A 26108-nucleotide genomic window follows, 5' to 3' on the forward strand; every position below is an offset into this window, starting at 1 on the left:
GCAAAATTAAAAATGAGTCCGGTGCAATACCGAACTCATTTTACCCGAGCTGCCTAATGAAATAACCGTGTCTAACTTTTAGGGGTCACTTCATATCAAGGGTTTTTTATTTTGTCTATTTCATTGAGTGGCATTAAATTTCAATCAATGGCATTTAAAGTGGCATTTTTTAAGCGTTAAAAATCCATATACTTTGCAAACTTTTCTGCTGCAGCTTCTTTTGCTTTTTCAGTTACATGTGTATAAATGTTCATTGTGGTTTGTACATCCGTATGTCCTAAACGGTCTTGTACTTCTTTGATTGTTGCACCAGCTTCAAATAACAATGAACAATGGGTATGACGTAAACCATGTGTAGTGATTTTTTCTAAATTATATTTTTCCTGTACTTGCACAATCCATTTTCGTGTTTTAGTTGGCTGGAGATATTCGTTTCGTTCATTACTAAAAACAAGTTGATTAGGTTTTAATGTATTAATCCCTAACTTTAAATAATCTTGCTTTTGTTGCTTTTTCCAAACGTCTAAAATATCCATCGTTACTTTATCCATTTTAATTGTACGGATAGAGCCTTTTGTTTTGGTTGTCTTTACATATAGTTGATTATCCTCACCACGTGCTAATGCCTTATTAATACAGATTTCCACATCCTTAAAATTGAAATCATTCCATTGTAACGCTAGTGCTTCACCTTTACGCATACCACTGAAAGAAAGCAATCTAAATAATGCGTAAGCTTTATAATTATTTTCGTTTTCCAAGCATTTTAAAAAATGAATTAATTGCTCTTTCGTGTAATAATTAATGCTTTCATCCTCATTAGGTACATCCAGGCTTTTAGGCATCGTAACCCTTTTCATTGGATTGTCAGTAATTATCCCAAGCGTTACCGCATAATCAAACACTTTTGAAGCATAGGACTTAACGGTGCGATATTTCTTTAATTTTTTGAACCACTCATTTATATGTTTTTGACAAGTTTGTACATTTACTTTTTCAATTTTATAGTTACCCATTGAGGGTAATATATGATTTTTAAATATGCCTGTCGTTTTGACAAATGTACTAGCTTCAACTGTATTTTTATATTGCTCAATCCATAGAACATAAATATCATTAAATGTATCCACTGATTTTTTACGGAAGTCCCCTCTTTCTATCTCTAGCTGTAAACGAGATAGAGCGAGTTGGGCTTCCTTTTTTGTGGCAAATCCACTTCTTGTTGTCTTTGTACGCTTTCCAGTAAGCGGATCTGTACCTATATAAATTTGAAATTTGTAAAACTTCTTTCCACTTTTTGTGTAACTTTGAATATTGGCCATTCTTATTCCTCCTAGACCGCTTGTGGGGGCAAGGTTGGGAGGGTTTTAGTTATTAAGCTTTTCATTTTCTATGCGTTTAGCTATTTGTATTTCTTCACGACGTTCTTCTTCTTTTCGTTTGATAATATCATTCATTTTTATTTTCATTTCACGTTCTTCTTCATGTAATTTTAGTATTTCTTCATCAGATGGGTAATTTACTTCACTTTCCTCAAATAGAGCCGTGATTATTTTATATAAAATTTTCTTTTCTTGTTGTGTGAGTAGGTGCTTATTGGCGTATAAAGGTTTTTCACTCAATAAGAAATCTTCTATTTGTGGATATTCTCTTTTTTTGAAACTATCTAGAGAAGATGAAAGTAATCGGTCATTAATTACTTCTACCCCTACTGAGTCAAGAACAGATTTTACCCCTTTCATTTCAATCACTTCTTCATCTGTATAGTAACCAGCAATCCGCGCCAATTCATAAAAATCAGATTCTAAGGCAGTAGATAATTTTCTCAATATATCTATTGAGGGTTTTCTTGTTCCTGCTTCAATTTGCGATAGATAAGGTTGAGATACATTTGAAAGTCTTGATAATTTTAAATGGGTATATCCTTTTTCGGTTCTTAATTGTTTTATATAGGAACTGATATCAGGTTTCTCGTTATTCATACAATCACCTCTTTATAACAATAATAAATATAAAATATTGCAAAAGCAATAAATACATTGTTGGTTATTGCAAAAGCAATCAAAAGGTGTTAAATTTATTGCAAGAGCAATAAAGGGTGGTGAATCTATTATGGAAAAGATAACTGTAACAGTTAATGAATTAGCTATTTTACTGGGAGTAAGTAATACAACAATCTATACAATGACAAGAAAAGGTGAAATACCTTATGCAAGATTAAGAGGAAAAATCATCTTCCATAAACCAACTATTGAAAACTGGTTAATCAATGGTGCTACGAAAAATAATAAAACTGTTGAAGAGGTGAAATAGATGCGGATTGAATATGCAATACCAGGTTTGGAAGGAGAAATAAAGTCAATCGTATCAAATGCCACAAAAGAAAGTATTGAAAAATACTATAAGCAATTAGCTTCAAAAGAGTGGATGAATATCAGTGAAGCATGTGAATACATCGGGGTTTCGTTTAATACTTTCCAAAAGTTTCGAGCAATGGGTTTAAAAGTTGCTGAAATCGACGGTGTTAAACGTATTTCGCGAAAAGAAATCAATCATTTTTTAGAAAGTTATTCATTTTAAAACAAACACACGCTTGTGGGGGCAAGGTGTTGTAGAGCAACGGCACAAACGGAAGTAGGTGAGTAAATGGCGATTTTAGAAAAAGAACAAATTCTATTAGTCGCTGCAGAAAACATTCCTATTGAATTAAAACAATTAAAACAATGGGTACTGTGGAAAGCAGAATGGGACGAGAAGCAAAAAGTATTTACTAAAGTTCCATTTCGAAGCAATGGAAGATATAAGGCATATTCTAATAAACCTGAATCATGGGATACATTTGATAACATTTATGAAGCTTATGAAAATGGCATTGGGGAAGGCATAGGATTTGTATTATCCGAAACGGATCCATATGCGTGTATTGATATAGATGAAATTTCTAATGTCCATGATTTACCTGAGTTAGCACAGGAAATTGTTAATTTGTCATATGCAGAACTTTCACCTAGTGGCCAAGGTATTCATATATGGATCCGTTGTATACATGATAAAGAGAAATATATGAACAAAAACGTCAAATTAAAGTATGAAATATATGATAGAAAAAGGCTCATTACTTTCACTGGTGAAGCGTTAAATGATCTACCAATAAGTGAAGGAAAAGAAATTGAATCTTTCATCGAGAAAATTTTTAAACGAGAAAAGGCAACACATTCACTTCCACAACAACCTAATGGGCGTGGTAAAGCTGCATTCTCTGAATCAGAGCTAATACAAATTGCTGAGAAAAGTAAAACAGGTTCCCGATTTAAAGTATTTATTAATGGCGGTTGGGAACAACTCTATAGCTCACAATCCGAAGCAGATTTAGCTTTTCTAAATGATTTGGCATTTTGGACGAATTGTGATTATCAAATGATGGACAGTATCTTTCGAAGATCATCTTTAATGCGTGATAAGTGGGATCGTAAACAAAATAAAACAACTTATGGTGATGAACAAATTAATAAGGCAATTCAGGAATGCACAAATACATTCGTTCCAGATCAAAAGGTTGATTTGATTCCTTACGGATACCAAATAAAATATGGTGCCTTATATCAGATTTCTGAAAAGGTATTACGTGATGGATCCGTAGAACAGAAGGAACAATTAATTTGTAGTCAGTCTCCATTGATAGTTAGATCATTTGAAAATGTTGAAACGGATGATTTGTATTATGAACTAAATTGGAAAGACGAACATCGTCTTAGAAAGGCAATTGTTCTCGCTTCACAAATTGGTTCCAGAAAAGAGTTAGTCATGTTATCTAATAGATCACTAGCTGTAACAGAAAACAATGCTAAAAATATGATTGATTACTTTTACAGCTACTTAATGCATAACAAGTCTAATTTGACTAGAGAGCATTTGGTCAGCCGGATAGGTCATATAAAAGGCTATTTTGTTCATCCGTTGTTCTCGAATGAAGTAATGATTAAACCAAATGATTTAGGAGAGAAGCAGCTACTTGAAGCTTTTCAAACGTCAGGAACGGTTAAAGAATGGATTGAAAATGTTTTAAATCCTATCCAAAATCATCCAAAGGCGTTATTGATGGTACTAGCAAGTTTTGCATCTGTACTATTAAAAGATTTGAAGCTGCAGCCATTTGTTATTGATTTCGCTGGCGAAACATCGAACGGTAAAACAACTATTCTACGAGCCTGTGCAAGTATTTGGGGAACGGACACATTAATGAGTGAATGGAACATTACGAAGGTAGCTGCAGAGCGTAAAACCACTTTTTTGAATAGTTTTCCTTTAATACTGGATGACTCTCGAAAAGCGAATGAAAAAACACTAGGTGATTTCATTTATAACTTTAGTGGTGGGCGTTCAAAGGGGCGCGGATCCACAACAGGAAGTCAGCAAGAGTTTACTTGGAATAACATTTTAATTTCAACTGGGGAGGCAAGCCTTACAGCTTATGCGGAGCAAAAAGGTGGAGTAGCTGCACGTATAATCTCTATTGAGGGAATTCCATTTGAAAATGTGAAGCCTAGCTTCTTCACTAGCTTACATAACGGAATCGACTCTTATTATGGAGAAACCGGAAAGCAGTTTGTAGAGAAATGGCAAAAGCATAAAAAAGCTTTACTTCCACAATTCAGTGAGTACGTGGAAGTATGCCAGAAAAAAGCTGAGAACAATCCTGTTATCGTCCGAGTTGCTAGGAATTTCGCAGTGTTAATTTTCACAGGGAAACTTCTGAATATGTTCTTCAAATTAGATATAGATTTAATGCAGCTATACAGATTATTTGATGAATTGGTTTCTGAGAATAAAGCTTTGGACAAGCCGAAACAGCTACTTGAAATGATGTTACAAGACTTACAAGCTGATCGTAAATCCATTTTTTACGAATATGAACCTAGTGTTGAAATAAAGGGATTATATAAGAATAACACATTATGGATAACTCCAAAATTCCTTAAAGATTTTCTAGGTATAGAAGAAAAAACTATTCGTGCAGCATGGTTAAAGCGTGGATATACTCAGAAATTTGAACATAGAGGAAAGGAAGTAGATTATAAATCCATTACTCATAAAAAAATACCATTCAGAGCTATTTCTTTGAATAATTCCATAATTGCAGAATTAGGATTCGATTTTTCAGAACGAAAGAGATAATTACACGAATTACACAAACATCGTTGTCTATAAATTTTGTGTAATTCTCGTAAAGTGTTTAAACAGTAGGGATAAACAGTATAAATTACGAGAATTACACAAATTACACAAATTACACAAATATATATATTACGCATGGAGCAGTTACATTTGATGAGTATTAATTTTATATAATGACCTATTTTAAAAAAAATGTGTAATTTTGTAATTCATCTAAAGAAACGTTGATATGTAGACGTTTGTAGTATGACAAACATGTGTAATTGTGTGTCATTTAATTACACACCTTTTGTAATTTTGATATTAAACAATGTGATATCCGAAAATAAGTAGGTGAATTATGAACGTCAAACAAAAACTATTAAACTATATCGAAACCCATTCAGGCACATCTTTTGTGGAAATGGAACGCCTATTTAAAGAAAACCATTTTTCTTATGAAGGAGATAGATCATTACAAGGGGATACGAATCTCATTCTATGGCTGAATTGGAATAATGAAGCTGTAGCTCTAGTTAATGAGTTATTGGAAGAAGGATCTATTATCTGTAAAGCTATCCATCTATTAGCTTATATAGTTGATGGAGGTACAATCCCATTACCACTTGCTAAAGAAGCAAGAGCTTATCAATCTCCTAGATGGTTACCTGTTGCATTTTATTATAAGGAGGCAAAGTGATGAAAAAGTTTAAAGAAGTTAAATGCAAAGCATGTAAAAGACTATTCTTAACATCAACACAAGAATATATATTAGCGGATTCAAACTATGATACAGAGATTAAATGTCATCGTTGCAAAGCGATTAATCGTTATGAAGTTAAATAATAATAGAGACTCATGAAGTCCAGTAGCTGCACAGTGATGTGTATGTTATTGGGCTTTTTTCTATTAGGGGGTGTGGTTGTTGAGTTCAATTAGAAGTCCAGCTAGTTTGTGTAGGTTCTTCTAGGACTTTTACTCTGTGCGGGGCTTGCGAGCCCCAAAAGTGGTCTATTTTTATTTAAAAAATTTCACTTTCGCTTTCGCTTTGAGTGGTCAAAATCCTAGTTTTAATCAGTTTTTCATACGCTGAAAGCGAAAGTAAGGAAAGTATACAAAGCGAAAGTAAGAAAGGGATTGAGAAAAAATGAATATTCATATACGTGGCCCAATCATTTCAGATAGCGAGCAGCAGATTTACGATTACTTTAATATTCCAGCGACTAGTCCGGGTGTCATTAATAAACAACTGGAAAGTGCTAAAAAAACAAGGTCAACGAAAGTGAACGTTTTAATAAATAGCGGGGGTGGTTCTGTTTTTAGTGCCTCTGAAATTTATACAGCTTTAAAATCATTTTCTGGGGAAGTAATCGTTCAAATTGTGGGTGTGGCTGCATCTGCAGCGAGTGTAATTGCGATGGCCGGTACCCATGTTGAAATGTCCCCAACGGCTCAATTAATGATTCATAACGCAAGTGTTTCTGTACATGGTGATTATCGTGAAATGGATCATACAAGTGGATTTCTCCAAAACATTAACAAGTCAATTATGAATGCTTATACTGCCAAAACTGGTTTGGGTGAAACAAAACTAAAAGCCATGATGGATAAAGAAACCTGGATGAACGCACAGAAAGCTAAAGAGCTAGGTTTTATTGACACAATCATGTTTGAACAGGAAATAGGTGCTGTTGCTAGTTTTGATATTCCACTGTTAACAAATGGTGTTTTACCACAGGCTGTTATTGATAAAATGCGCCAGAAGTTAGCGCAAAAGAGTAATCAGGTAGGAACAAATAATAAAGTCATTCTGCCACAAAATAGAGACATGCAATTATTAAAAGCACATGGCCAGATGGCAGAAAATAATCATACAGAACAAATGTTAGTTCAAGCTTTTTCTAAAGCTTCACCTGGGGAAAAGGACCAACAACTAGTTGAAAATAATAGTGTACCTGGAATGTCATCTACTGAATTACAAGAAGCAAAAGCATTAGCTGATATTTTAAAAAATGGAGTTGAATAAATATGAAATTAGGAAAAACGTTAGAACAAGTAATTACTACAAATTTAAAAAATGGTGTGTTGGATATACTTCCTTTAAAAGTAAGTATTGAAAATATCGTAGTTGCACATATCCAAAGCGCAGAGGAGTCACAACGAAAGGCCTTGAATGCTCAAAATGAAGCAGAGCAAGCACTTTCTAATTTCTTTAAAGAAGAGCAACTAATCAAAGATCAAGCACAGCGTAGCATCCAACAAAAAAAGCAAGAAATATTTGAATTGAAGCGTCAGCAAGAAATCAAAGCAAGGGAATTAGCGAAGGCTGAATTATCGGGCGATCTTAACAAGGTAGAACAGTTAAAGTACGCAGTTAAAGAATTAACTGAACAATTGACTAATGAGCAAGCTTTATTACAAGGATATGATATTTCTCAAGAAGGATATTTATCATATGACCAACGTCAGGAATTGAAACAATTAATCACAGCTTATGAGAGTCATTATCCCACAACATATTCAGATTTACGGAATCTTAAAGGGTCATTAGATAAATTGATTGACTTTTTACAAGATCAATCGGAGCGGTTACGGGTCCAACAATTCCAGCACACTATCCGTGATAAAAAAGCGCAAGATACTGAACGAATTTGTACACCTGAAGAAATGTTAAAAGAAGATATACTCGACTACTGTAAAAAAGCTCAAAATAACGTTAATCTAACAGAAATGTATATGAAGTGGTTAGATGTACGTGCAGACATATCTTTTAATGGATTTACGAGTCGACAAATTGAAGCGAAAAAAGAGAGTATTCGTAAATTTCATGAGGAAGAGGCCCAACGAGAGTATGACCGTAAACAATCCATGTACGAAAGGAACACAAGAGCTATGGAAAGTGCTGAACAAAGAAGAAATCAAAAGATATAAAATTCTTCCAAGTATGTGATTGCTGGTTGAATAATAATTCTGATTAGCTTGCACTGGCCACTCTTTATGAGTGGTCTTTTCACTACTAAATTTTGTTTGGCAAATAGTAAGTAATGAAGAAAATTAAAAAACTGATTAAGAAGTGGTGAGGACATGTCATTTTGGTTAAAAGATTATTCGATTCTCCTAAATAAGTTGGACTATTTACAGTTTAAACTTACAGATAAAGAGCTTTCTTCTGGTGAGAGAACTGCTGCAGAAGGGGAGTTACAATATTGTTTAGACAGGAAAGAACAATTTGAAAAGTTAGTTTCTAAATTCGATTCTGTAGAGCAGAAGATTCTTTATGAGAAATATGTGAACGGTAAAACACTGATCCAAGTTGCGGAAGAATTAGGATACTCCGAATACTATATCTACGATAAACATTCCCAAATAAAGCGATTGATTAAATTCAGTGAAGGTTGAGGTGATGTTCTGTGAATCTAGCAATTATTAGCGAAGAATTTGGAGAGCGAATAGCAGCCATTACAGCTGGTACAAGGTATGAGGTAAATAGTGAATCGGATAACGATGTTCCAGTGATGGAAGCGCGAATCCGTAACACCATGTATTGCTTGTGGAAGGATGCTACTTCAAAAGAGTTGGCCAAGTATTTAAAACGATCAGCAGAACAATACTTTCAGGAATTATATGAGTTTTCATACGGTGTTACATCTTATGATGACGATGTAACTGTAACTAAAGGAACCGAACGACTCGCTTTAATGATTATTGCGGAGAAAGAGAACAGGGATCGACAAATAGACCGCTTAGAGAGGGGATACGAGCGTTATTGCTCTATTTTGGATAGTTTACCTACACAAGATGTGGAAGTGCTACAGCAGTACTTTATAGAGCGAAAAAAGGTTGATTATGAACTATTACGTGGGGTTGTGAAAAAGCATCTTAAATTCATTGAGGTATACTATTATGCAGACACAGAAGCAGCGGAGCAGCGTTCAAAAGAGATTACTAAAGACATTGATGGCCCAGCTCCAAAAATAAAGTCGATACCGATTCAACAGCTGGAGAAGAATAAGAAAAGAGCTTTGAAGCAGCTGAATAAACTATTTATATAGACACTTACCTTTAGGTAGGTGTTTTTTGTGGAATCCAGGTTCACTAGCTATAAAAACTATATTGCATAGGCGGTTAATGACGATATTGAAGGATTTACAGAATGGCACAATGACTACTGATCATTTAGTTTGGTTATATAAAACGATTCAGCAAAGACGTAATAAGTAATTAAAAGGACCAAGATAGCTTAATTGCCGTCTTGGTCCTTTTAATTACGTTAATAGTGTACTAAAATAACTTTTTTTATCTAGTTATTTGAAACTCTCACTTAATGCAAGTATTTCTTTATGATTAGTAATTAATTGGGTGTCGTTATTATTTCTTACATATATATTATCACCAAAGAATGTTAACTTGTTTTGTTTTGGTACACGAATTCTAATGATTGAATATCCATAATAGTCTACTATGTCTATTTGTGTTAATAATTGAGTTTTTAGTTGATCCTCTATTTCTGAATTTCTGATTTTATCCATAAACACTTTAGTATATTGATCATAATCCCAATTCATTCTTGTAATTTCTCTTTCAATACCTACTATAAATTTACCATGTGCTTCTAAATAGTCTTGGCCGTAAATTGTTTTACTTCTCTTAGCATCAGCTTCATTGTCAGCGATTCCGATATAAATATATCCATCTTCACATTGTGCACTATTTGCAATTGCTGTAGCTGTCTGAAGAATTCTTTCAACTAATTTATCATTAAACTTTGGTGAAGCAGACATTTCAAGAATACCTTGTTTAAATTCATATCTTGAGGTTTCTAACTTAGATCTTCTTAAAGAATTTTCGAAATCAATAATTAAGCTTGGTCCATGTTTTAATGATTTAACCTCTTTTTTTACAAAATATCTTGAAATCAAGCCCTTTGTTAAATCAATGTTTTTTATCCGATCTTCTACTTTGGCATATTTAGCACTACTAGTTAACTTTTGCTGTAAACCATTAATTGCTTTCATAATTCCATCAAGATCTTCGGGGACCATTTCATGTATAATAAATAAATCATAAAACGCCATAAATAATGAATAGAAAGAATTTTTTACAGGGTTCCTATGTTGCCCTGAAACAATTTTTCTGAAACCATTTGGTTCATTAGCTGTGTTTTCAATGACTGATTTTAATAATGAGAATGTAGATATAATGTTTTCGTATAGAATGTCTTTATCATATCTAATAAGTGCATTTAATATTTCTCTATGAATATCAGTATTCTCATTATATAAGTTATCAAAGTTTTCTAAACTTTTTTGAAAGGGCTTATTTAATAAAATAGAAGCAGCGACGTCTGCAATCATTTCCTCGTCTTCACCATTTCGAATTTCGTTTTTTCCTAAAACACCAGATTTACACCAAAAGATTTCATCTGCCTTTATACTATAATTCATGTCATTTCTATGATTATCAATACTTATTGTAGGCATTTCGTATAATTTTAATAAATTTTTTGAAACATCTCCTCTAATTTCAAAAGAGATTTTTCTTATCAATTCACTAAAGTTATTAATTACACCTGCTTGTCTTCTTTCTTGATTGCTAAGTTGTCTTCCTTGTGAATTTATTCTTCCAAAAACTTCTATCATTTCAGTTTCTTTCATAGCTGGATAAATAGTTACTGCTAATTGATAGTCCAAAAACTTTGCACATTCATCTGTGTTTAAGAAATCATTACCTTCCAATGTTACAGGAGTAAAACTCCCAGCTTGTGCAATAGACTTTGCTCTAGTAAATTCATTTGTATCAAAAAATCTTTCATTAAATTGCACTCGATTCTCTATAAAATCAAATAATGCAGTAAGTCTTTGTACCCCATCCAAAATTTCATAACTTTCATGACCATGTAACTCAGGTTTAGAAGCTAGTAAAATTAATGGAATTGGATAACCACACATAATACTATCTATTAATTTTTCCTTTTCACTTTGGGACCAAACTAATTTTCTTTGATATTTTCTATTTACAATCAACTTTCCTTCTCGGAATAATCTGTAAGCTTCTTGTATACTCATGCCTTTTGGTGTAATACTCATAAAAATTTAACTCCTTTTTAATGGTTTCTTAAAATAAATTCTAAAAAACTGAATTTATTAATTAATGCTACTTACTATTCGTGCACTTTATATTACCATTCTAGGAAATTTGGAGGGAAAAGTACATACAAAAAAACAAACAACCAATATTAGTTATCTGTTCCACGTTCTATATTAGACTGTTTAGCTTGTTCAATAACTTCATCAAAAGCTATTTTAATTTCCTCAATCGTATAATCTGCTTCCAGTAATTCTTGGGTTGTTTGTTCTAGTTTGTTCATTTTGAAATCCTCATTTATATTTTATCTATCTCCAACATTAATATTGAAATTTGATAGGAATATCAAAAGAGCGGTATTTGTGGGAGCGTAAACAAGACTGTTGAGCGTTTTAGCATGAGGCTTAGTAAATCATCATTTGTGGAGGACAAGGCACAAGAACGTCTGGTACCTTTCTATAATTGGTTAATAGAACGAAATTGAAGTTTAAATACTTTGATGGATATATATGAATAAACGTTTACGTGGTAATATTATGTTAGTGTTTTTTTGTGAAGGAGTGGAAGGTGGAAGCTATTATGCTAAATATAAAAAAATTATGCAGTGACGGTTTTACAATTCCTAATTTAAGTAGAGATATGGATTCAATTGCTTTTATTTCATTAAAAGCAGCTTTAAAATCATATTTTTCAACTTACAAATGTATGGGGTATTATGGTAAAGATCTATTTGAAAATAAAATAGATATTAATTCATATTCCACGGAATATATAGAATATTATTTTGAAACTATAATACACTTTCAACATTTTTTTGAGTTAATTTGTAAGGATATTTTAAGAGAAGAGAATGAATTACTAGTACTTAATATTGATAATAATAATGAGGTTCTATTTAAATTAGTTCAAGGTGAAGAAGTACAAAGTGAAGAATTGGTAAATATAAAGACTATAGAATTTGATCGAACTTTCAAGAGACTATGCGATCTTCTTGATAAAGAAAAGTTAAACCCCAGTTACTCTTTCTTCAAAGCTACAAGTACTAAGGACGCTTTAAAGCAGTTAAACATAATGAGAAATAGAATTTGGCATAGAGGTATTTATGTCATGAAATATAAAGATCTCGACTTATTTATTGGTCAATACATTTTACCTATTGTAAAAGAAATTATTAGTTTGGAAAAATATTCGAAGTTCGATAGATTTTGGAAATATAGACAAAAAGAATTAAAGTTTGATCCTCTTGATGAGATTATTAATACTTGTAGTACAGAACATCCAAACATAGATCACGTAGCATTCTTAAAAGAAATAGGGCGTGCTGCCTACCATAATCCTCATTCTCATGGTTTTGGATTTATGAAAGACGAAATTGCTAATCGTGCGATAAGAATCGCACTTAATGAAATACCATTTGAAAATAATGAGAGTCTTATAATTAACTGTCCTGTATGTGATACAAATTCATTAGTAAAATATTTAGATTCAGAAGTGGATAAAGAAAAATATTTGACATGGGTCAATAATATTAAATGTCATTGTTGTAGTTTCGAGCTCCAATCTTCAGGAATGAAAAATCCAAGCGAATATGGTTATAAAACGATACCTGATTTTTGGCATGAAGAAGAATGCTAAGATAAAGGATAAGTAAAAGGCCACTCCTTGATGGGGTGGCATAATAGTTAATATGCTATTAATGTCCCATCGCTAAGTCCTACCGTTAAAATGCTGAAATCCATTGGTGGAGTAGGTCTTAAACGATGGAAATTGAATCTTAATCATTTATTCTTTTAATCTTTTAAAACATGCTCTTAATAATATTAATATATATAATCAAGCAGCTGCAGAAATGTGGTTGCTTTTTATTATGGCCAAAAGAAAAAACACTTTTAGCTGCATGATAGCCGAGAGTGTTTTTTATCGTGAGAATATTAAATTTTATCGCCATTTTCTAATATGAAATGACTTTCGAATGTTACATCTAAAGCAGTGGCTATTTCTTTCAATTCGGATTCACTGAAATTATCGCGTTTCATTTTATTGTGAAGGTTTTGCCTAGTTTGACCGAGCTTTTCAGCAAGATCTGATACACTCATATTCTTTCTACCAAGAATTATTTTAATCTTTTCACTTGTAGTTAACTCCATGAATACACCTACTTTCTATATTGTATTGTAACATGAAAAATATAAAATCAAATCCTGAAATGTACTTTGTAAACAAAAAAGTGTACAAAACTATTTACTTTGTAAATTTAAAAGTGTACAATGTAATTAATCGAAGGACAGCAGTACAAACGACCACCAAAGGTTAGTCGGTGAATGGACGAGAAAGCCGACATGTCGTAACGAAGAAAAGGAGATGGAATATCAATGTGTGGACGTGGACAATCGAAAACTATCAAGCAGTGCAATGAGTACATCCACAAGAAAATGAAGCAGCTGGATCAGGTGAAAGACGCTCGTAAACATACACATCGTTTAGCACGCATTATAAAGTATCACGAATTATTAACAGCATTAGAAGTTAAACAGATGCGAGAAAATCTACGTAAGGCATTTAAGTAGAGGTATACCGGTGATAGAAAGGCAGGTGAGAACAATGGCAGCGTTTGAATATTTATCAAAATATGAAACATTCAATTCAGTACAAGAAATGGATCAGCATGTTGAACAGCATATCCAGCAACATTATTATGACCTAACTGAATCAGAACGTGCCATCGTTTTCAAGCTTGCTAGTCATGCTTTGGTATACCCAGGAGCATGTCATTTAAAAGCTGCAACAATTGCTACATCATTGGAGATAAGCACGAAGACAGTTTATCGTTCAATCAAGAAATTAGAATTACTAGGCATCATCAAGAAGCAGAAAACTACCAAGGTAAAGGGAGGTCGTGGTGCAAATATCTATATTATTTTGCCCAACCAATCTGAAACATGTGGGAGCCATAACGAGTCTTTCGAGGAATGTGAGGTAGTTTCATTACAAGAATCATATAAACGTGCTCACGCAGAAATAGAGACACACAAAGAATTTATGAATGAATATCAAGTGATGTTGTATAACTTCATGCACTCGCTGCCACTTTCGGACATTTTCAAAGACGGGCTACATAAAGTGGTATTGGCATCTAATGTAAATAGTATTCCAGAATTAATAAAAGCTAAGGATATCATTTTTAAAATGGCCAACGATATTAGAGACGGTGTGCTGACAGTAACAAAGACATTACGTGCAGTATTCGTTGGAGCCCGCAACAAAGCAGTACAGCGCAAAGGTAAGGATCCAATAACAAACACCTTATATATGAAGAAAAAGCCTGTAAATGAACGTCCAGTACCTTTCTACAATTGGCTATCAGAACGTAATGGACCAACAGAAACATTTTAATAAGAAAGGAAGTGAATGCAAATGAAAGTAACGGTTAAAGAATGGCGTGTAATGTCTGATCGTAATAAACAATTACTTTTAAATGCGGTAGCAACTAAATAAAACATAGATGAAAAGAGGAATGAGAACATGGAGCAACAAACACAACACTTAACTAATTATTTTGCGATTGGAGATTTGGTAGCAGAGGTTTCAATCGCATTAGAAAAGGCACGACTAACTCAACAAGAACTAATTGACAGTTACTTTGGTAAATGGCAACCAACGAAGAAGAAAGATGATATCAATTATGTTGCATATGATTTTGAACGTTACGATGTGTTCGCGCGAATTGCTGAAGACTATATGTTTGAGATTTCAAAGAAAATCACAGAATTAGAAGAGAAAATAAAATTATGTGAAAGTGTCACAAAAGATGGATTCGCAGGGTAATTGAATAACGTTCCTGAAAAAACACTTCAAAATATTTGAGGTTACACTTAAATTAGCGGGTATGCTCAAATGTAAGCATACCTCTTTTGTTGGCAATCTACACCGGATTTTTATCTATTTGATGTAGAGTTCACTTATTTAATAAAATTCGATTTAAAACATAATTTATTTTCTATCGAATTTTATTGACGTAAACGCATATGTATTATAACATTTATTATATTCGATTTTCAGAAAAGGAAGTGTTATATCGAATGTTGAGTATTTATAAACAATTGCCTTCACTAATCAAAGCTTCTCTCGAGGGGGATAAACGTACTGTTGAATTATCAACCATGTCGTTAATTAGGAAATTAAAGAAAGAGTTTCCTGCCGTATCTGAGGAATTAGCTAATTTGATGGCTGACTACAATGCAGGAGCTCCGCTAACAAGATCTTTAGGGATTGATCCTCCTCCAGTAGATAAGGATTCCTTTTCGTCGCTGGTTCAAATAACTGATGTTGCAACTTTCGAAGATACGATGATATTAAATGATGAAGTTAATCAAGTAATAAGTAGGTTCATAAAGGAAAGGGAACTATCATCTAAATTGATTGCAAATGGCATCAAACCACCGAATAGTTTGTTATTATTTGGACCACCTGGTGTCGGAAAAACTCTGCTTTCAAAGTACGTGGCACATAGATTGTCACTACCTTTAATTACTCTAGATCTTTCTTCTGCAATCTCTAGTTATTTGGGTAAGACAGGTCAAAATTTAAAAAAAGTTTTAGAGTATGGTAAAGAAAATCCTGCTGTTTTATTATTAGATGAATTTGATGCTATAGCTAAAACAAGAGACGATCCTACTGATTTAGGGGAACTTAAAAGAATCGTTAATGTATTATTAAAGGAATTAGAAGAATGGCCTAGTCATTCAGTAATAATAGGTGCAACTAACTATTCGGAGTTCCTAGACAAAGCTATCTGGAGAAGATTTGACTTGAAATTAGAAATTCATCTTCCTGACGAGCAACAACGTTTAGAGCTTTGGAAAGCACATTTGAATAAAGATATTTTAGATATTAATTTGGAAGTTCTAAGTTCAATATCTGAAGCAATTGGAGATATTAGCCCCTCTGACATTAAGCAAATTAGTGAATATGTACTTAGACAAGTAATAATTGATGGAAGTGACGGTACGGAAATACTTATTAAACATTTGAAAGAAATTTATCCTGGTGAAAAAGGAAATTTCAACAAACAAATGATAGGGGCATTAAATCGAAGTAAATCAAAACTATCGCAAGCTAAAATAGCTGAAATTTTGGGTATTAGTCCATCAACAGTTAATCATCACATCAAAGCCGCTCAAAAAAATCAGTAATTACAACTATAGGAGTGTGTATGGTATGAGAAATAATGATAAAAGTGATTATTTGCCTATTTTGGGTAATGGTGAAAAATTGATTGAATCAGTAAGAAAATCGAGAGGTTTCGGCGATACAACCTATCCCCGTTCTTTTAAAGAATCTAAACAGCGTTTATTGAAACAAATTAGTATTGTCGAAAAGGAATTGCATAATATTCCAAATGATAAAAAAATGGACGAAGTAGTACTAACAGTTAGACTAAATGAAAAATTTCTTGCTAAGTCATATGTGCCAACAGCGCTATTTAGATTAGCTAGTTTTGAAAATATAGGGTCCCGCCGTTGGTTGTATTCTAATTCGGAAACAGATGCAGAAAAAAAATATAGTAAATTACATTTCGTTAAAATTGATCCTGATCAACTAGTTCGTTTTACAGAGTTACTTAATAAAGATGAAAATATGCTCCAAGATAACTTTAAAGAGGATGTAAGAAAAATCGAAGAACTATCTTTACTGAAGCAAGATGAGGTAGTACAAGGTTTTGAAAATGAATGGCAAGAAGGTAATGTTGAATTTGTATTACATCCTTATGGTATTCAAAATGAAAAAATGTTAGAAAAATTTCAAGAACAACTAGTAAGGTTAGGTGTTTCACCAGAAACGATTAAAATAAAAAGCTACGATGGCGGTCCCAATTTTGTTAGTGCGCGTGTAAATAATAGAATTGTGCAATCTGTTGCGGACTTCAATCCCTTGAGGACAGTACATCCTTTAAAACTGAAATTCTTCCCTCAAATGAGAGGAAACGAAAGTGATAATATTTCTGTTCTCCCACCTAAAGGAGAGAAAATCTCTCAAATTAAAGTTGGTGTCTTTGATGGAGGAATAGAACAGTCACACCCATTTTTAAAGAAATTTAGTAAAGAAAACCCTTCCGTTTCGACACATCCAATAGTGGATGGTATTAATCATGGAACTGCAGTTGCAGGAGCTGTACTTTATGGTGATTTGAATCAATACGCACCTGGAACAACTTTAAATGACCCCATACTGTTTGTAGAAAGCTTCCGAGTTTTACCATTGAGTGATCCAACTGATTTTGAATTATATGAAGCAATCGATTTTATTGAGAATGTAGTGCCCAATAGAAACGATATCAATGTTTATAATCTTTCTTTTGGTCCTGTAGGTCCAATATTAGATGATGAAATTTCTCGCTTTACTTATGCTTTAGACACATTAGCTTGGAATTATCGCAAATTGTTTGTTATAGCAGTTGGAAATGATGGTGAACAACCAGCACCATTCAATAGAATACAAGCGCCTGCTGATATGGTTAATGGATTAGGCGTAGGTGCCTATACTTTCAAATATGGTACTGGTGAGAAAATAAGAGCGAATTATAGTTGTGTGGGTGATGGAAGAGAAGGTTGTAAGGTGAAACCAGATCTTTGTGCATTTGGTGGTGATGCGAAACATCCGATGCATCTTCTAAATGCGACAAATCCATCAATTAATTGGCTTGCTGCAGGTACTAGCTTCGCTGCGCCAATTGTTTCAAGTAAAGCTGCTGAAATTTTAGGACGATGTACAAGATTTACACCTTTGGTTGCTAGAGCTTTATTAATTCATAGTGTTAACAATCCTAATATTAATACAACTCATGATGTAGCAGATAATTTACTTGGATATGGAATTTTAGACCAAGAGGTAGATGATATTCTAAGATGTGATGAAAATACTGTTCACATAATATATTCAAATTCAATGAACCCTACAGGTCAAGCTAAATTACCTATCCCATTACCTAAAATTTCTCAAATCAATTCGGGTGTAAAAATATCATGGACCATTGCAACTTCTTCGAAAGCAAATGCACTACATGTTGAAGATTATACGGAATCTACTATAGAAGATACATTCTATCCAAATAGTAAGAGATTTAATTTCTCCCTACCTAATAATCCTAAAGCAAAGAAAACTCTTCATATTGAGAACGATTCTGAAGAAATTCAGAAGTTAATTAATCAAGGATATCGACAAAGCGGATTGCCTGCATCCGTTTCGCCTAATAAATATCAAACTGAAGCAGCTAGAAGAAATGAATTGAAATGGGATACAGTGGTAAAAAAACACAAGAATAGTAGAGCAACTTCTATAGATAGTCCGTTTTTGGTATTACAGGGTATAGGAAGAAATGATAGTACAGATAGAATTGACTATGCAGTTGTAGTGACTGTTAGTATTCCTAAACATAAAGGAAACTTGTATGAAGAGATTCTAAATGAGTATAGGATTTTAGAACCGGTTGAAATTAAAAATAGAAGTGAACTTTTAATTCAATTGTAATGACAGCTATTGTTAAAATTGTGTGGAGTACATTTTAAAAAGCCTTGAATAAACAAGGCTTTTTCTTTTTTTATAGATCAGAAAAAAGGGCTATAAATTTGTAATGAAAAACAAAAATTAAGATTAATCTTTTTTATTTGAATATAAAACTTGCCCCCAACAACGCTATTTTTGATAAATGGCATTTAATATGGCATTTTATTAGTTTTGAAATTAGCGAGAAACCCTTGTAAACACTGATATATCAGCACTTTTTGAGATTGGTGGTAGAAGACCCGCCGTCTCCATAATACGATTTCAATGAGTTTCAATGAACGTCAATGTGACGTAAAGCATAAGTTTTCCATTTGGGAAGTTTATGCTTTATTTTTTAGGAAAGTTTATGGTTGAATTTTAATTAAATTATCAATAAATTGTTTACAAATAAAAAGTTATTAAAAGATCGTTTGAAATTGGTTTTTTTATACCATATTTTCTTGTTTCTCTGTATAGTAAGAGAAACAATATTTCGGTATTCGTAAGGTGAAGGAAAAAGTGTGGTATTTTCTAATGAACAATTACGAGACTTTACTGAAGGAAAAATCGTAGGGGACAAGATTCCATAGAAAAACACCTGCTCATTGATTATTTCAGGTTTCAATACCCGTCATTCAATGAAAGGTGTTTTTCTTTGTCTTATGGTTAGACAAGCCCACTCCTACTCTCAGTTTTATTGTTTTAACCAAGGTATGTCCATGCACCTATAATACATCTAGTAGCTTTTATTTATCAAAAGAATGGATTTTGTTTTGACTGAACAACTGCATACTTTAATATGTAACCGTCATATCCGTAATAAAAGCTGGTTTTTTATACTCATATACTTTCGTTATTTCTTTATTATCTAAGTCATACTTATAAATACACTGTATTTTAGAAATTATACCGTCAAAACTAACATCTGCTGCATTTATAGGTATACCCGAAAAATAAATAAATCGCTCATTTTTTGACAATACTGCTAGCCTTCTTTGACCAATCTCTGATAATAGGGGATTCTTACTTTCTTTAATCATTTGATCTGTTAATATGGTAGTTAATGTTTTGTCTGTAAGAGATAACTGATAAATGCCGCTTCCTTCATCTTCATTTATATTTGCCCCTCCAAGAATAACAGTATTCCCATTAGGTCCATATGCCATCGAATCAATATTGACGGCTTTTATATTCGCTACCAAATTCATGTCAGAGCCATCTAAATTCATTTCATATATTGAATAGACAATTTGCCCTAAAGATACACCAGCATCATTTGCAGCCTTCCTTCTTGCTGTATTCTCTTCCTCAGAGACAAATGCACCAATAATTTTGTCTTTAGAAGTATCATACATTTCTACAGCACGGTCAGGTTGTTTTGTATCAAATACAATAGAATTCTTCTTTTTCACATCTATTTTCGAAATCTTGGATACAGGGAATGTTGCCCCTAGTATTTCACTGTAGATGGTGTTGTTATCACCAAATCTAGGAATAAGTTGTCCTAAAGTATCATTTGTAACTTGATAAGTTTTTTTATCGTTTCTGTCTAATAAATAAATCTCCCAAGGTCCTTCACCTTTTGCACTTGTATAGGCAAGATATTGTTTATTGTCTGAAAGTGATGCATGTAACCAAACCTCTTCATTATTAACTAATTCGTTTTCTACATTTTTTTCAGCATTTATCTCCACTACACTACTTTTGCCTTCCTTATCAAATACAGAAACAATGAGTTCTTCATTATCATCAACATGCGGATCACTAACAGGTGGATCACCAACAGGTTGGCTGGTATCTTCTTTCTTTTGACATCCAAACAAAACTAATACTAACGATAAAAAAATGATAACAGAAGTACCCATTGCTTTTTTCCTGTATTTACAAACAGATCTATACATTATGCACTTCATCCTTTGCGAAGTTTTTTTAGAAATTGTATTATCACATACCAATAACTATCAAAATACTACATATTATTTTGATAAGAAACTCAGTTATTTCTTAAATTTATACAGCCTATTTCCCTAATTAAGAAGAGCAAATTTCAATCAGAATCACTGAAAAAGTCAGTTTACGCCAAAAAAGATTGTGTAAACTGACTTTCCATATCAAATAAAATCAGAAAGAATTATTTACCATCCCAACTAATCGTACCGTCAAATACTCCCGTACTTAAAGTATGTAGCTTACTAAATGATTGTTTAGACATATCTAAAATTCTTCCATTTGCATACGGTCCTCTATCTAAAATTAAAACTGTTGTTTTATTTGAATTCTTGTTACTTTTTACATTAACATATGTCTTCATAGCTATAGTTTTATGAGCCGCACCATCATCCGCTTTTGAACCAGATGCTGTACCACTTTCTGCCCAAATATCAAACCAAGAAATTTCACCCGATTCTGTTTTTACGGCTAAAGGTTGTATTCCTTGTTGCGGATTAATTTCTTTCATTTCAACATTAATAGATTCTCTAGTTTCTGGAACAACTACTATTGGTGCACCTAAAGCATCATAGACCACTGTCATACCTGGTTTTATAACTGGCAAATCTGTTTCGTCTGCTTGAAGTCTATATTGTTGCATTAAACTTGGTTTTTTATCTCCTTCTCTCAGAATAACAGATTTTTCCTGTTCATCAAATTTAATTACTGTCCCAGGAGCCATGTATCCAGGAATAGTAGCTTCATTGTCTGTACTCGTTTCAATACCGTCATTTGCATTAGCAGCAAAAGCTAAATTGGGAATAGCCAAAGTGGATGCTACTACACAGCCTAATAATAATTTTTTCATTTTATATCTTTCCCTTCGCGTTTTTTTAGAAATATGTTGCTAGCTGCATCATATTACGTAAAAAGAATACACGAAGAATATGTCGTAAAGAGTCTTTTTTCTTATAAAGTAATCTATATGTCCTGAACGCTAACTCACACTATTATAATAACAAACAGGAAAAAAAAACAATATTTCAGGAATTTTAATACCATTATTGTATAATTAATGTAAAATAGGAAAGAAGGGTGGACGTTTATGAAATATATAGAGGATCAACTAGTCAATCTATTTACACTTGAATCTCATACACAAACTGAGAAGCTAAAAATTGAATATGGTATTAAGCTAATTGTTTCAGAGGCAGTTAAACTATTGATTGTCTATACTATTGCTATTATATTAGGTTGCTTATTAGAAGTCGCTATTACTCATATGTCATTTTATTTATTAAGACAAGTTTGCTTTGGCTATCATTTTTCCACAAATAGACAATGCTTAATAGGAAGTATTTTATTATTTCCTGTTCTATGTAAACTTGCTACATATCTAAAGATAGAGACATTATTCCTATCTATCTTAACGTTCCTAAGTCTATTATTAGTAATAGTTTTAGCACCTCAAGGTACAAAAAAGCATTCCGTTCTCAATGCAGCACATAGAGACTATTTGAAAAAGAAAATATATAAACGTGCTACCATTCTATGTGGTATCTATTTATTACTTCCAAGTGACTTACTAAAATTCATTACGTTGGGCATTTTCTTGGAACTTTTTATGCTTTTATTAGAAATATATTATCAAAAAAGGGGGACTTTTTCACATGAATTATCTTGAAGCAATTATTAAAAATATCTCAACTATTATTATGTCTATCACACAAAATGATATGGTCTATGTTTGTAGAGTTTTAACTTATGAGGAAGAATTACCAGAAGAACTTAAAAAAGAACATCCTTTTTATAAAAAATAGTCCATTATGCTTTTTTACATATTAAGAGATTTCACCTTCACTTTTGGAGCATTATTTTATCTTCTAACGATTCGTCCAACTAAAATAATGCTTATACAATCTATTGGCTTAGTAATACCTTTTTGTTTACTACTTAAATATGCCTCACATTTTATTGCTATTGGCTTTTTATTTATTGTAGCTAGTTGGCTATTTTACTCATTCAAAAAGAGTATTATAGCTTTTTTTGATATTATTGTCGTTCTACTATTTAGCATTTTTTCAGACAATCTATCACAACTTATCAATAGTTGGATTACTACTAATTCAATACTACTAGAAACACTTTGGTTTATACTATTTTTTATATCCCTTAACATACTCTATAAAAATATCGTGAAAAAGAAGTTGTCTTCGCGGTATTTTTCCTTGAAAATGCAGCTATTGCTACTTTTTATCGGGATACTAACACTTGGAATGTTCTACTTAAATGTGTTCTTTTTAGGGGTGCAGGATAATGATACATTGACGACTGCAAATTTCTTTATTCAAATCACCTATATGTTATTGATAGTGTTTGCTGTTAGCTTACTTGTTTCAAGTCTCAACAAAATGCAAACGATTCGGCAAAAGGAAGTAACACAGCAGCAGTTTTTTGAATATATGCAGGTATTGGAGCAAGTGAATACAGATATGCAAAAGTTCCGCCATGATTATATAAATATTTTAATGTCGTTGCAAAACTATATAGAAGATGAGGATGTACAGGGGTTAAAGAAATATTTTTATTCGCATATTATGCAGGTGGAGCAACAGACCTTATTCCAAAGTAAAATGATTGGTACATTGGAAAATTTGCAAATCGTCGAGCTAAAAGGCTTATTATCCTCTAAGCTGTTACTCGCGAATCGTTTACAGCAAAGGGTCACAATTGAAATTCCACATACGATATCCTCTGTTAATATGAGTCTTATTGATTTAACGAGGGTGCTAGGCATTTTGATTGATAATGCTCTTGAGGCGAGTGTTGCGAAAGCCGATTCAGTTGTGCATATTGCTATTCTCTCCTCAAATGACCATGTTGTAATCGTCATCGACAATCCATTACAGGATGCAACCTTCAATATTTCGACTATCTTTGACTATCAATCCTCTTCTAAAGGAGAAGACCGAGGGATTGGTTTAGCCAATGTGAAGGGGATTTTACAGACTTATCCTAATGTTACATTAAACACGCGTATTGAAAAACAACGCTTTATTCAGGAGTTACAAATTTTCTAAGGGGTGTCTACTATGAAAATTGTTATTTGTGAGGATGATGCACAACAACGGAAATTTTTGCAATCGACTATTGTTCATTCTTCTTTATTTCAATATGAGGATGTTGAGATTGCTTTGATCGCCTCTAATCCATCTGAGGTACTTGCATATATACAGGAACACCGAGCAGATTGTTTTTTATTGGATATTGAGCTTCAACATGAGATAAATGGCTTAGAACTGGCAAATACTATACGCAGTAAAGATCCTTTTGCAACGATTATCTTTATTACCACCTATGCGGAAAAGTTAAGGCTAACCTTTACGTACAAAGTAGCGGCGCTGGATTTTATTGTTAAAAGCGAGCCAGATTTAGCTGAAAATTTAATCGACACCTTGAATGTTGCTTATCAAAAACATCAAAATATACATTCCCAACAACTTGAAAGGACCTTTCAAGTGAAAATAGGGGAACATATTAAAATCATCCCATTTGATGATATTTATTGCTTCTCTACATCACCAAATGCACATAAAATTGAGCTGAAGGAGAAAAGTGGTGTCTATGAATTTTTCAGCAATTTAACAGATATTGAACAGCAATTAGATAATCGCTTTTTCCGCTGTCATCGCGGGTATATTGTTAATTTGCAGCATATTCATAAGATTGACTCAACCTATCGAAAAATTACAATGAAAAATGGCTCTATTTGTCATTATTCATATCGCTACAAAAAAGCATTTATGAATGCACTGCCTCTACATCAGACATTGTCTTTAAATAGTGCTATTTCTGAAAAGTGATATCTTTTAGCATGTTATTCTGCGGATATACGTTAGGAGTGATACCATCATGATTCGATTATTAACAGTCGATAATATGAGATTTGTATGGCGCTCGTTCAACAGCAACCTCTGAAAACTTATTATTATCGGAGATATCGAGGCATTTGGCTATGACAGCCATTTCAAAAAAATTGAGGACAGTCCGAAAAAGATAAACTTGTTTAGGTGAATAAGAGAATCCCATGGAAAAGCCGGCAAGTAGCTTTTCCGTGGGATTTTTTGTTGGTTAATGAATAATCCAGTATAAGAGTGGAAGTTTAATGATTTATCTTTCAGAAATTATATGCTTTACGTCACAATCAAAATCCTTTTATATCAAGGGTTTTTAGTTTCATTGAGTATCAATCGAACGTAGTCGCTCACCTACATTCAATGTAACTGGCAAACTTCTGTATAGCTTCTTCTTTCGCTTTCTTATAGATGTTCATTGTCGTTTGTACATCACTATGGCCTAAAGCCTAAACAATTGTTGTAGCTCCATCAATACGCAATAAATTGCTCACTTAAAGATTATTACCAAACAACTACTCATTATCTTTCCAAGCAATTAAAGACTCAATAAACTTTAGAACGGCTCTTTGATCTTTCTTAGAACGACCTTCTAACAGACGTACCATTTCCTCTAATTCAAAGCTAAGCACTTTTGGATGGCTTTCTTTATCATCAAATAGCTCTTCTAATGTAATTTCTAAAGCCGTACAAACTTTTGTAAGGCTTTCAATTGTAGCGTTCTTTTCGCCACGTTCAAGTTGTCCAATATATGTGTTATGCAAGGAAGCACGATACGCTAGTTCTTCTTGGCTTAGTCCACGTTCTTTACGTAAAAAGCGGATTTTTTCGCCAACTACTTTAACTATATCCGTCATGTAATCACCTCATCATTAGGATTGATGAGAAATGATATTTTATCCATATACTAAAGATATATTTTTCATTAAATGAAATATATACTATTGATACTTTTAGGGAGAGCAGTTAGTATATAGTCAACCAGAGAATGATATAGGGAGTGTGTTGAAATGCATTTAAATTATAGTTTAATGATGGATTTAGATTATAGTTTAATGATGGATTTAACAGATGTAGAGTTGAAGTTAGAAGAGTTGGATGCTGGATATAAGAAAAAGTATTTCCGTAAAGAGACGAAAAGAGCATGGAGCTTTAAATGTCATTGCGACGAAAAAGTAGAAAGCTATGTAGCGGATGAATACTTTATTGTATCAATTAAATGGAAAAACGCGAGCGCTAGTGGCCATCGCTTCTGTTCAAAAGAATGTGCAGATATTTATTTCAATGAGCAACATAATGAATTGTTAGTTGAACGTGATCGGATTATTGAGGAAAGAAGAAAGATGAGGGAGGTTTATGAAGAAGCGGAGCGGAAGTTTATAGCTATAAAGTGAACTGCGCCCCAATTGTTAGACACATCTAACAATTGGAGGTGCAGTTTTTGTATGGTCAAAAAGTATACTGCCAAAGATAAATTACAAGCTG

The 26108-nt window shown here is 32.9% G+C and carries 28 protein-coding genes; 20 read left to right on the forward strand and 8 right to left on the reverse strand.

Features of this window, described 5'->3' with window-relative positions:
- Nucleotides 1-176: 176 nt before the first annotated feature.
- On the reverse strand, nt 177-1322 hold the full coding sequence (locus ACIQLB_RS24090; RefSeq protein WP_400731231.1) for a site-specific integrase: 1146 nt from the start codon (nt 1320-1322) through the stop codon (nt 177-179).
- Between the two features lie 45 nt (nt 1323-1367).
- Entirely contained in the window at nt 1368-1982 is a 615-nt protein-coding gene (locus tag ACIQLB_RS24095) for a helix-turn-helix domain-containing protein (RefSeq protein WP_400731232.1), read from the reverse strand.
- Nucleotides 1983-2112: 130 nt separating this feature from the next.
- Here ACIQLB_RS24095 and ACIQLB_RS24100 point away from each other — a divergent pair, with 130 nt between their 5' ends.
- The 9 genes from ACIQLB_RS24100 (at nt 2113) to ACIQLB_RS24140 (ending at nt 9206) form a co-directional block, all read left to right on the forward strand.
- Nucleotides 2113-2313, forward strand: a complete 201-nt coding sequence (locus ACIQLB_RS24100; protein WP_400731233.1) for a helix-turn-helix domain-containing protein — start codon at nt 2113-2115, stop codon at nt 2311-2313.
- On the forward strand, nt 2314-2580 hold the full coding sequence (locus ACIQLB_RS24105) for a helix-turn-helix domain-containing protein (RefSeq protein WP_400731234.1): 267 nt from the start codon (nt 2314-2316) through the stop codon (nt 2578-2580).
- A gap of 66 nt (nt 2581-2646) precedes the next feature.
- Nucleotides 2647-5175: a phage NrS-1 polymerase family protein gene (locus ACIQLB_RS24110; protein WP_400731235.1), complete on the forward strand. Its 2529-nt coding sequence runs from the start codon at nt 2647-2649 to the stop codon at nt 5173-5175.
- A gap of 340 nt (nt 5176-5515) precedes the next feature.
- Nucleotides 5516-5854: a pathogenicity island protein gene (locus tag ACIQLB_RS24115; RefSeq protein WP_400731236.1), complete on the forward strand. Its 339-nt coding sequence runs from the start codon at nt 5516-5518 to the stop codon at nt 5852-5854.
- Nucleotides 5854-6000 carry a hypothetical protein gene (locus tag ACIQLB_RS24120; protein ID WP_400731237.1) on the forward strand — a complete coding sequence of 49 codons (147 nt, stop codon included), beginning with the start codon at nt 5854-5856 and terminating at the stop codon, nt 5998-6000. The genes ACIQLB_RS24115 and ACIQLB_RS24120 overlap by 1 nt, the downstream gene beginning before the upstream one ends.
- 301 nt (nt 6001-6301) lie before the next feature.
- Nucleotides 6302-7180 carry a head maturation protease, ClpP-related gene (locus ACIQLB_RS24125; RefSeq protein WP_400731238.1) on the forward strand — a complete coding sequence of 293 codons (879 nt, stop codon included), beginning with the start codon at nt 6302-6304 and terminating at the stop codon, nt 7178-7180.
- 2 nt (nt 7181-7182) lie between these two features.
- Nucleotides 7183-8085, forward strand: a complete 903-nt coding sequence (locus ACIQLB_RS24130) for a hypothetical protein (protein ID WP_400731239.1) — start codon at nt 7183-7185, stop codon at nt 8083-8085.
- Between the two features lie 153 nt (nt 8086-8238).
- Nucleotides 8239-8553 carry a sigma-70 RNA polymerase sigma factor region 4 domain-containing protein gene (locus tag ACIQLB_RS24135; protein ID WP_400731240.1) on the forward strand — a complete coding sequence of 105 codons (315 nt, stop codon included), beginning with the start codon at nt 8239-8241 and terminating at the stop codon, nt 8551-8553.
- Between the two features lie 11 nt (nt 8554-8564).
- Complete coding sequence (locus tag ACIQLB_RS24140; RefSeq protein WP_400731241.1) at nt 8565-9206, forward strand: hypothetical protein; 642 nt, start codon at nt 8565-8567, stop codon at nt 9204-9206.
- Between the two features lie 252 nt (nt 9207-9458).
- Here the strand turns inward: ACIQLB_RS24140 and ACIQLB_RS24145 are convergent, their stop codons facing one another.
- Together ACIQLB_RS24145 and ACIQLB_RS24150 are read right to left on the reverse strand one after the other, a co-directional pair.
- Nucleotides 9459-11240, reverse strand: coding sequence for a GmrSD restriction endonuclease domain-containing protein (locus tag ACIQLB_RS24145; protein ID WP_400731242.1), 1782 nt, complete (start codon nt 11238-11240; stop codon nt 9459-9461).
- 149 nt (nt 11241-11389) lie between these two features.
- Entirely contained in the window at nt 11390-11521 is a 132-nt protein-coding gene (locus ACIQLB_RS24150; protein ID WP_400731243.1) for a hypothetical protein, read from the reverse strand.
- A 284-nt stretch (nt 11522-11805) separates the two neighbouring features.
- On the opposite strand from ACIQLB_RS24150, the gene ACIQLB_RS24155 reads away from it, so the two are divergent.
- Entirely contained in the window at nt 11806-12873 is a 1068-nt protein-coding gene (locus tag ACIQLB_RS24155) for a hypothetical protein (protein WP_400731244.1), read from the forward strand.
- A 296-nt stretch (nt 12874-13169) separates the two neighbouring features.
- On the opposite strand, the gene ACIQLB_RS24160 is transcribed toward ACIQLB_RS24155, so the two are convergent.
- On the reverse strand, nt 13170-13385 hold the full coding sequence (locus ACIQLB_RS24160) for a helix-turn-helix domain-containing protein (RefSeq protein ID WP_400731245.1): 216 nt from the start codon (nt 13383-13385) through the stop codon (nt 13170-13172).
- A gap of 225 nt (nt 13386-13610) precedes the next feature.
- Between ACIQLB_RS24160 and ACIQLB_RS24165 the strand changes: the two genes are divergently transcribed.
- The 5 genes from ACIQLB_RS24165 (at nt 13611) to ACIQLB_RS24185 (ending at nt 18765) form a co-directional block, all read left to right on the forward strand.
- Entirely contained in the window at nt 13611-13805 is a 195-nt protein-coding gene (locus ACIQLB_RS24165) for a hypothetical protein (protein ID WP_400731246.1), read from the forward strand.
- Between the two features lie 34 nt (nt 13806-13839).
- The gene (locus tag ACIQLB_RS24170) at nt 13840-14631 is read left to right on the forward strand and encodes a helix-turn-helix domain-containing protein (protein ID WP_400731247.1); all 792 of its coding nucleotides are present in this window, start codon (nt 13840-13842) and stop codon (nt 14629-14631) included.
- Between the two features lie 129 nt (nt 14632-14760).
- Nucleotides 14761-15063 (forward strand): hypothetical protein, encoded by a 303-nt coding sequence (locus tag ACIQLB_RS24175; protein ID WP_400731248.1) that lies wholly within the window; start codon nt 14761-14763, stop codon nt 15061-15063.
- A gap of 254 nt (nt 15064-15317) precedes the next feature.
- A complete protein-coding gene (locus ACIQLB_RS24180; protein WP_400731249.1) occupies nt 15318-16430 on the forward strand; it encodes an AAA family ATPase in 1113 nt (370 codons plus the stop codon).
- Nucleotides 16431-16455: 25 nt separating this feature from the next.
- Nucleotides 16456-18765: a S8 family peptidase gene (locus ACIQLB_RS24185; RefSeq protein ID WP_400731250.1), complete on the forward strand. Its 2310-nt coding sequence runs from the start codon at nt 16456-16458 to the stop codon at nt 18763-18765.
- Between the two features lie 809 nt (nt 18766-19574).
- On the opposite strand, the gene ACIQLB_RS24190 is transcribed toward ACIQLB_RS24185, so the two are convergent.
- Together ACIQLB_RS24190 and ACIQLB_RS24195 are read right to left on the reverse strand one after the other, a co-directional pair.
- Nucleotides 19575-20681 (reverse strand): TolB-like translocation protein, encoded by a 1107-nt coding sequence (locus ACIQLB_RS24190; RefSeq protein WP_400731251.1) that lies wholly within the window; start codon nt 20679-20681, stop codon nt 19575-19577.
- 230 nt (nt 20682-20911) lie between these two features.
- On the reverse strand, nt 20912-21577 hold the full coding sequence (locus ACIQLB_RS24195) for a septal ring lytic transglycosylase RlpA family protein (protein WP_400731252.1): 666 nt from the start codon (nt 21575-21577) through the stop codon (nt 20912-20914).
- A gap of 237 nt (nt 21578-21814) precedes the next feature.
- Between ACIQLB_RS24195 and ACIQLB_RS24200 the strand changes: the two genes are divergently transcribed.
- The 4 genes from ACIQLB_RS24200 (at nt 21815) to ACIQLB_RS24215 (ending at nt 24572) form a co-directional block, all read left to right on the forward strand.
- Nucleotides 21815-22393: an accessory gene regulator ArgB-like protein gene (locus ACIQLB_RS24200; RefSeq protein WP_400731253.1), complete on the forward strand. Its 579-nt coding sequence runs from the start codon at nt 21815-21817 to the stop codon at nt 22391-22393.
- Entirely contained in the window at nt 22380-22529 is a 150-nt protein-coding gene (locus tag ACIQLB_RS24205) for an AgrD family cyclic lactone autoinducer peptide (RefSeq protein WP_400731254.1), read from the forward strand. The genes ACIQLB_RS24200 and ACIQLB_RS24205 overlap by 14 nt, the downstream gene beginning before the upstream one ends.
- Before the next feature lie 414 nt (nt 22530-22943).
- Nucleotides 22944-23789: a GHKL domain-containing protein gene (locus ACIQLB_RS24210; protein ID WP_400731261.1), complete on the forward strand. Its 846-nt coding sequence runs from the start codon at nt 22944-22946 to the stop codon at nt 23787-23789.
- Nucleotides 23790-23801: 12 nt separating this feature from the next.
- Nucleotides 23802-24572: a LytR/AlgR family response regulator transcription factor gene (locus ACIQLB_RS24215; protein WP_400731256.1), complete on the forward strand. Its 771-nt coding sequence runs from the start codon at nt 23802-23804 to the stop codon at nt 24570-24572.
- A gap of 566 nt (nt 24573-25138) precedes the next feature.
- Here the strand turns inward: ACIQLB_RS24215 and ACIQLB_RS24220 are convergent.
- Entirely contained in the window at nt 25139-25480 is a 342-nt protein-coding gene (locus ACIQLB_RS24220; protein WP_400731258.1) for a helix-turn-helix domain-containing protein, read from the reverse strand.
- 153 nt (nt 25481-25633) lie between these two features.
- Between ACIQLB_RS24220 and ACIQLB_RS24225 the strand changes: the two genes are divergently transcribed.
- Nucleotides 25634-26017: a hypothetical protein gene (locus tag ACIQLB_RS24225; protein ID WP_400731260.1), complete on the forward strand. Its 384-nt coding sequence runs from the start codon at nt 25634-25636 to the stop codon at nt 26015-26017.
- Nucleotides 26018-26108: the final 91 nt, after the last annotated feature.

Origin of the sequence: Lysinibacillus sp. NPDC092081 (assembly GCF_044755845.1) — a bacterium.
Classification (GTDB): Bacteria; Bacillota; Bacilli; order Bacillales_A; family Planococcaceae; genus Lysinibacillus.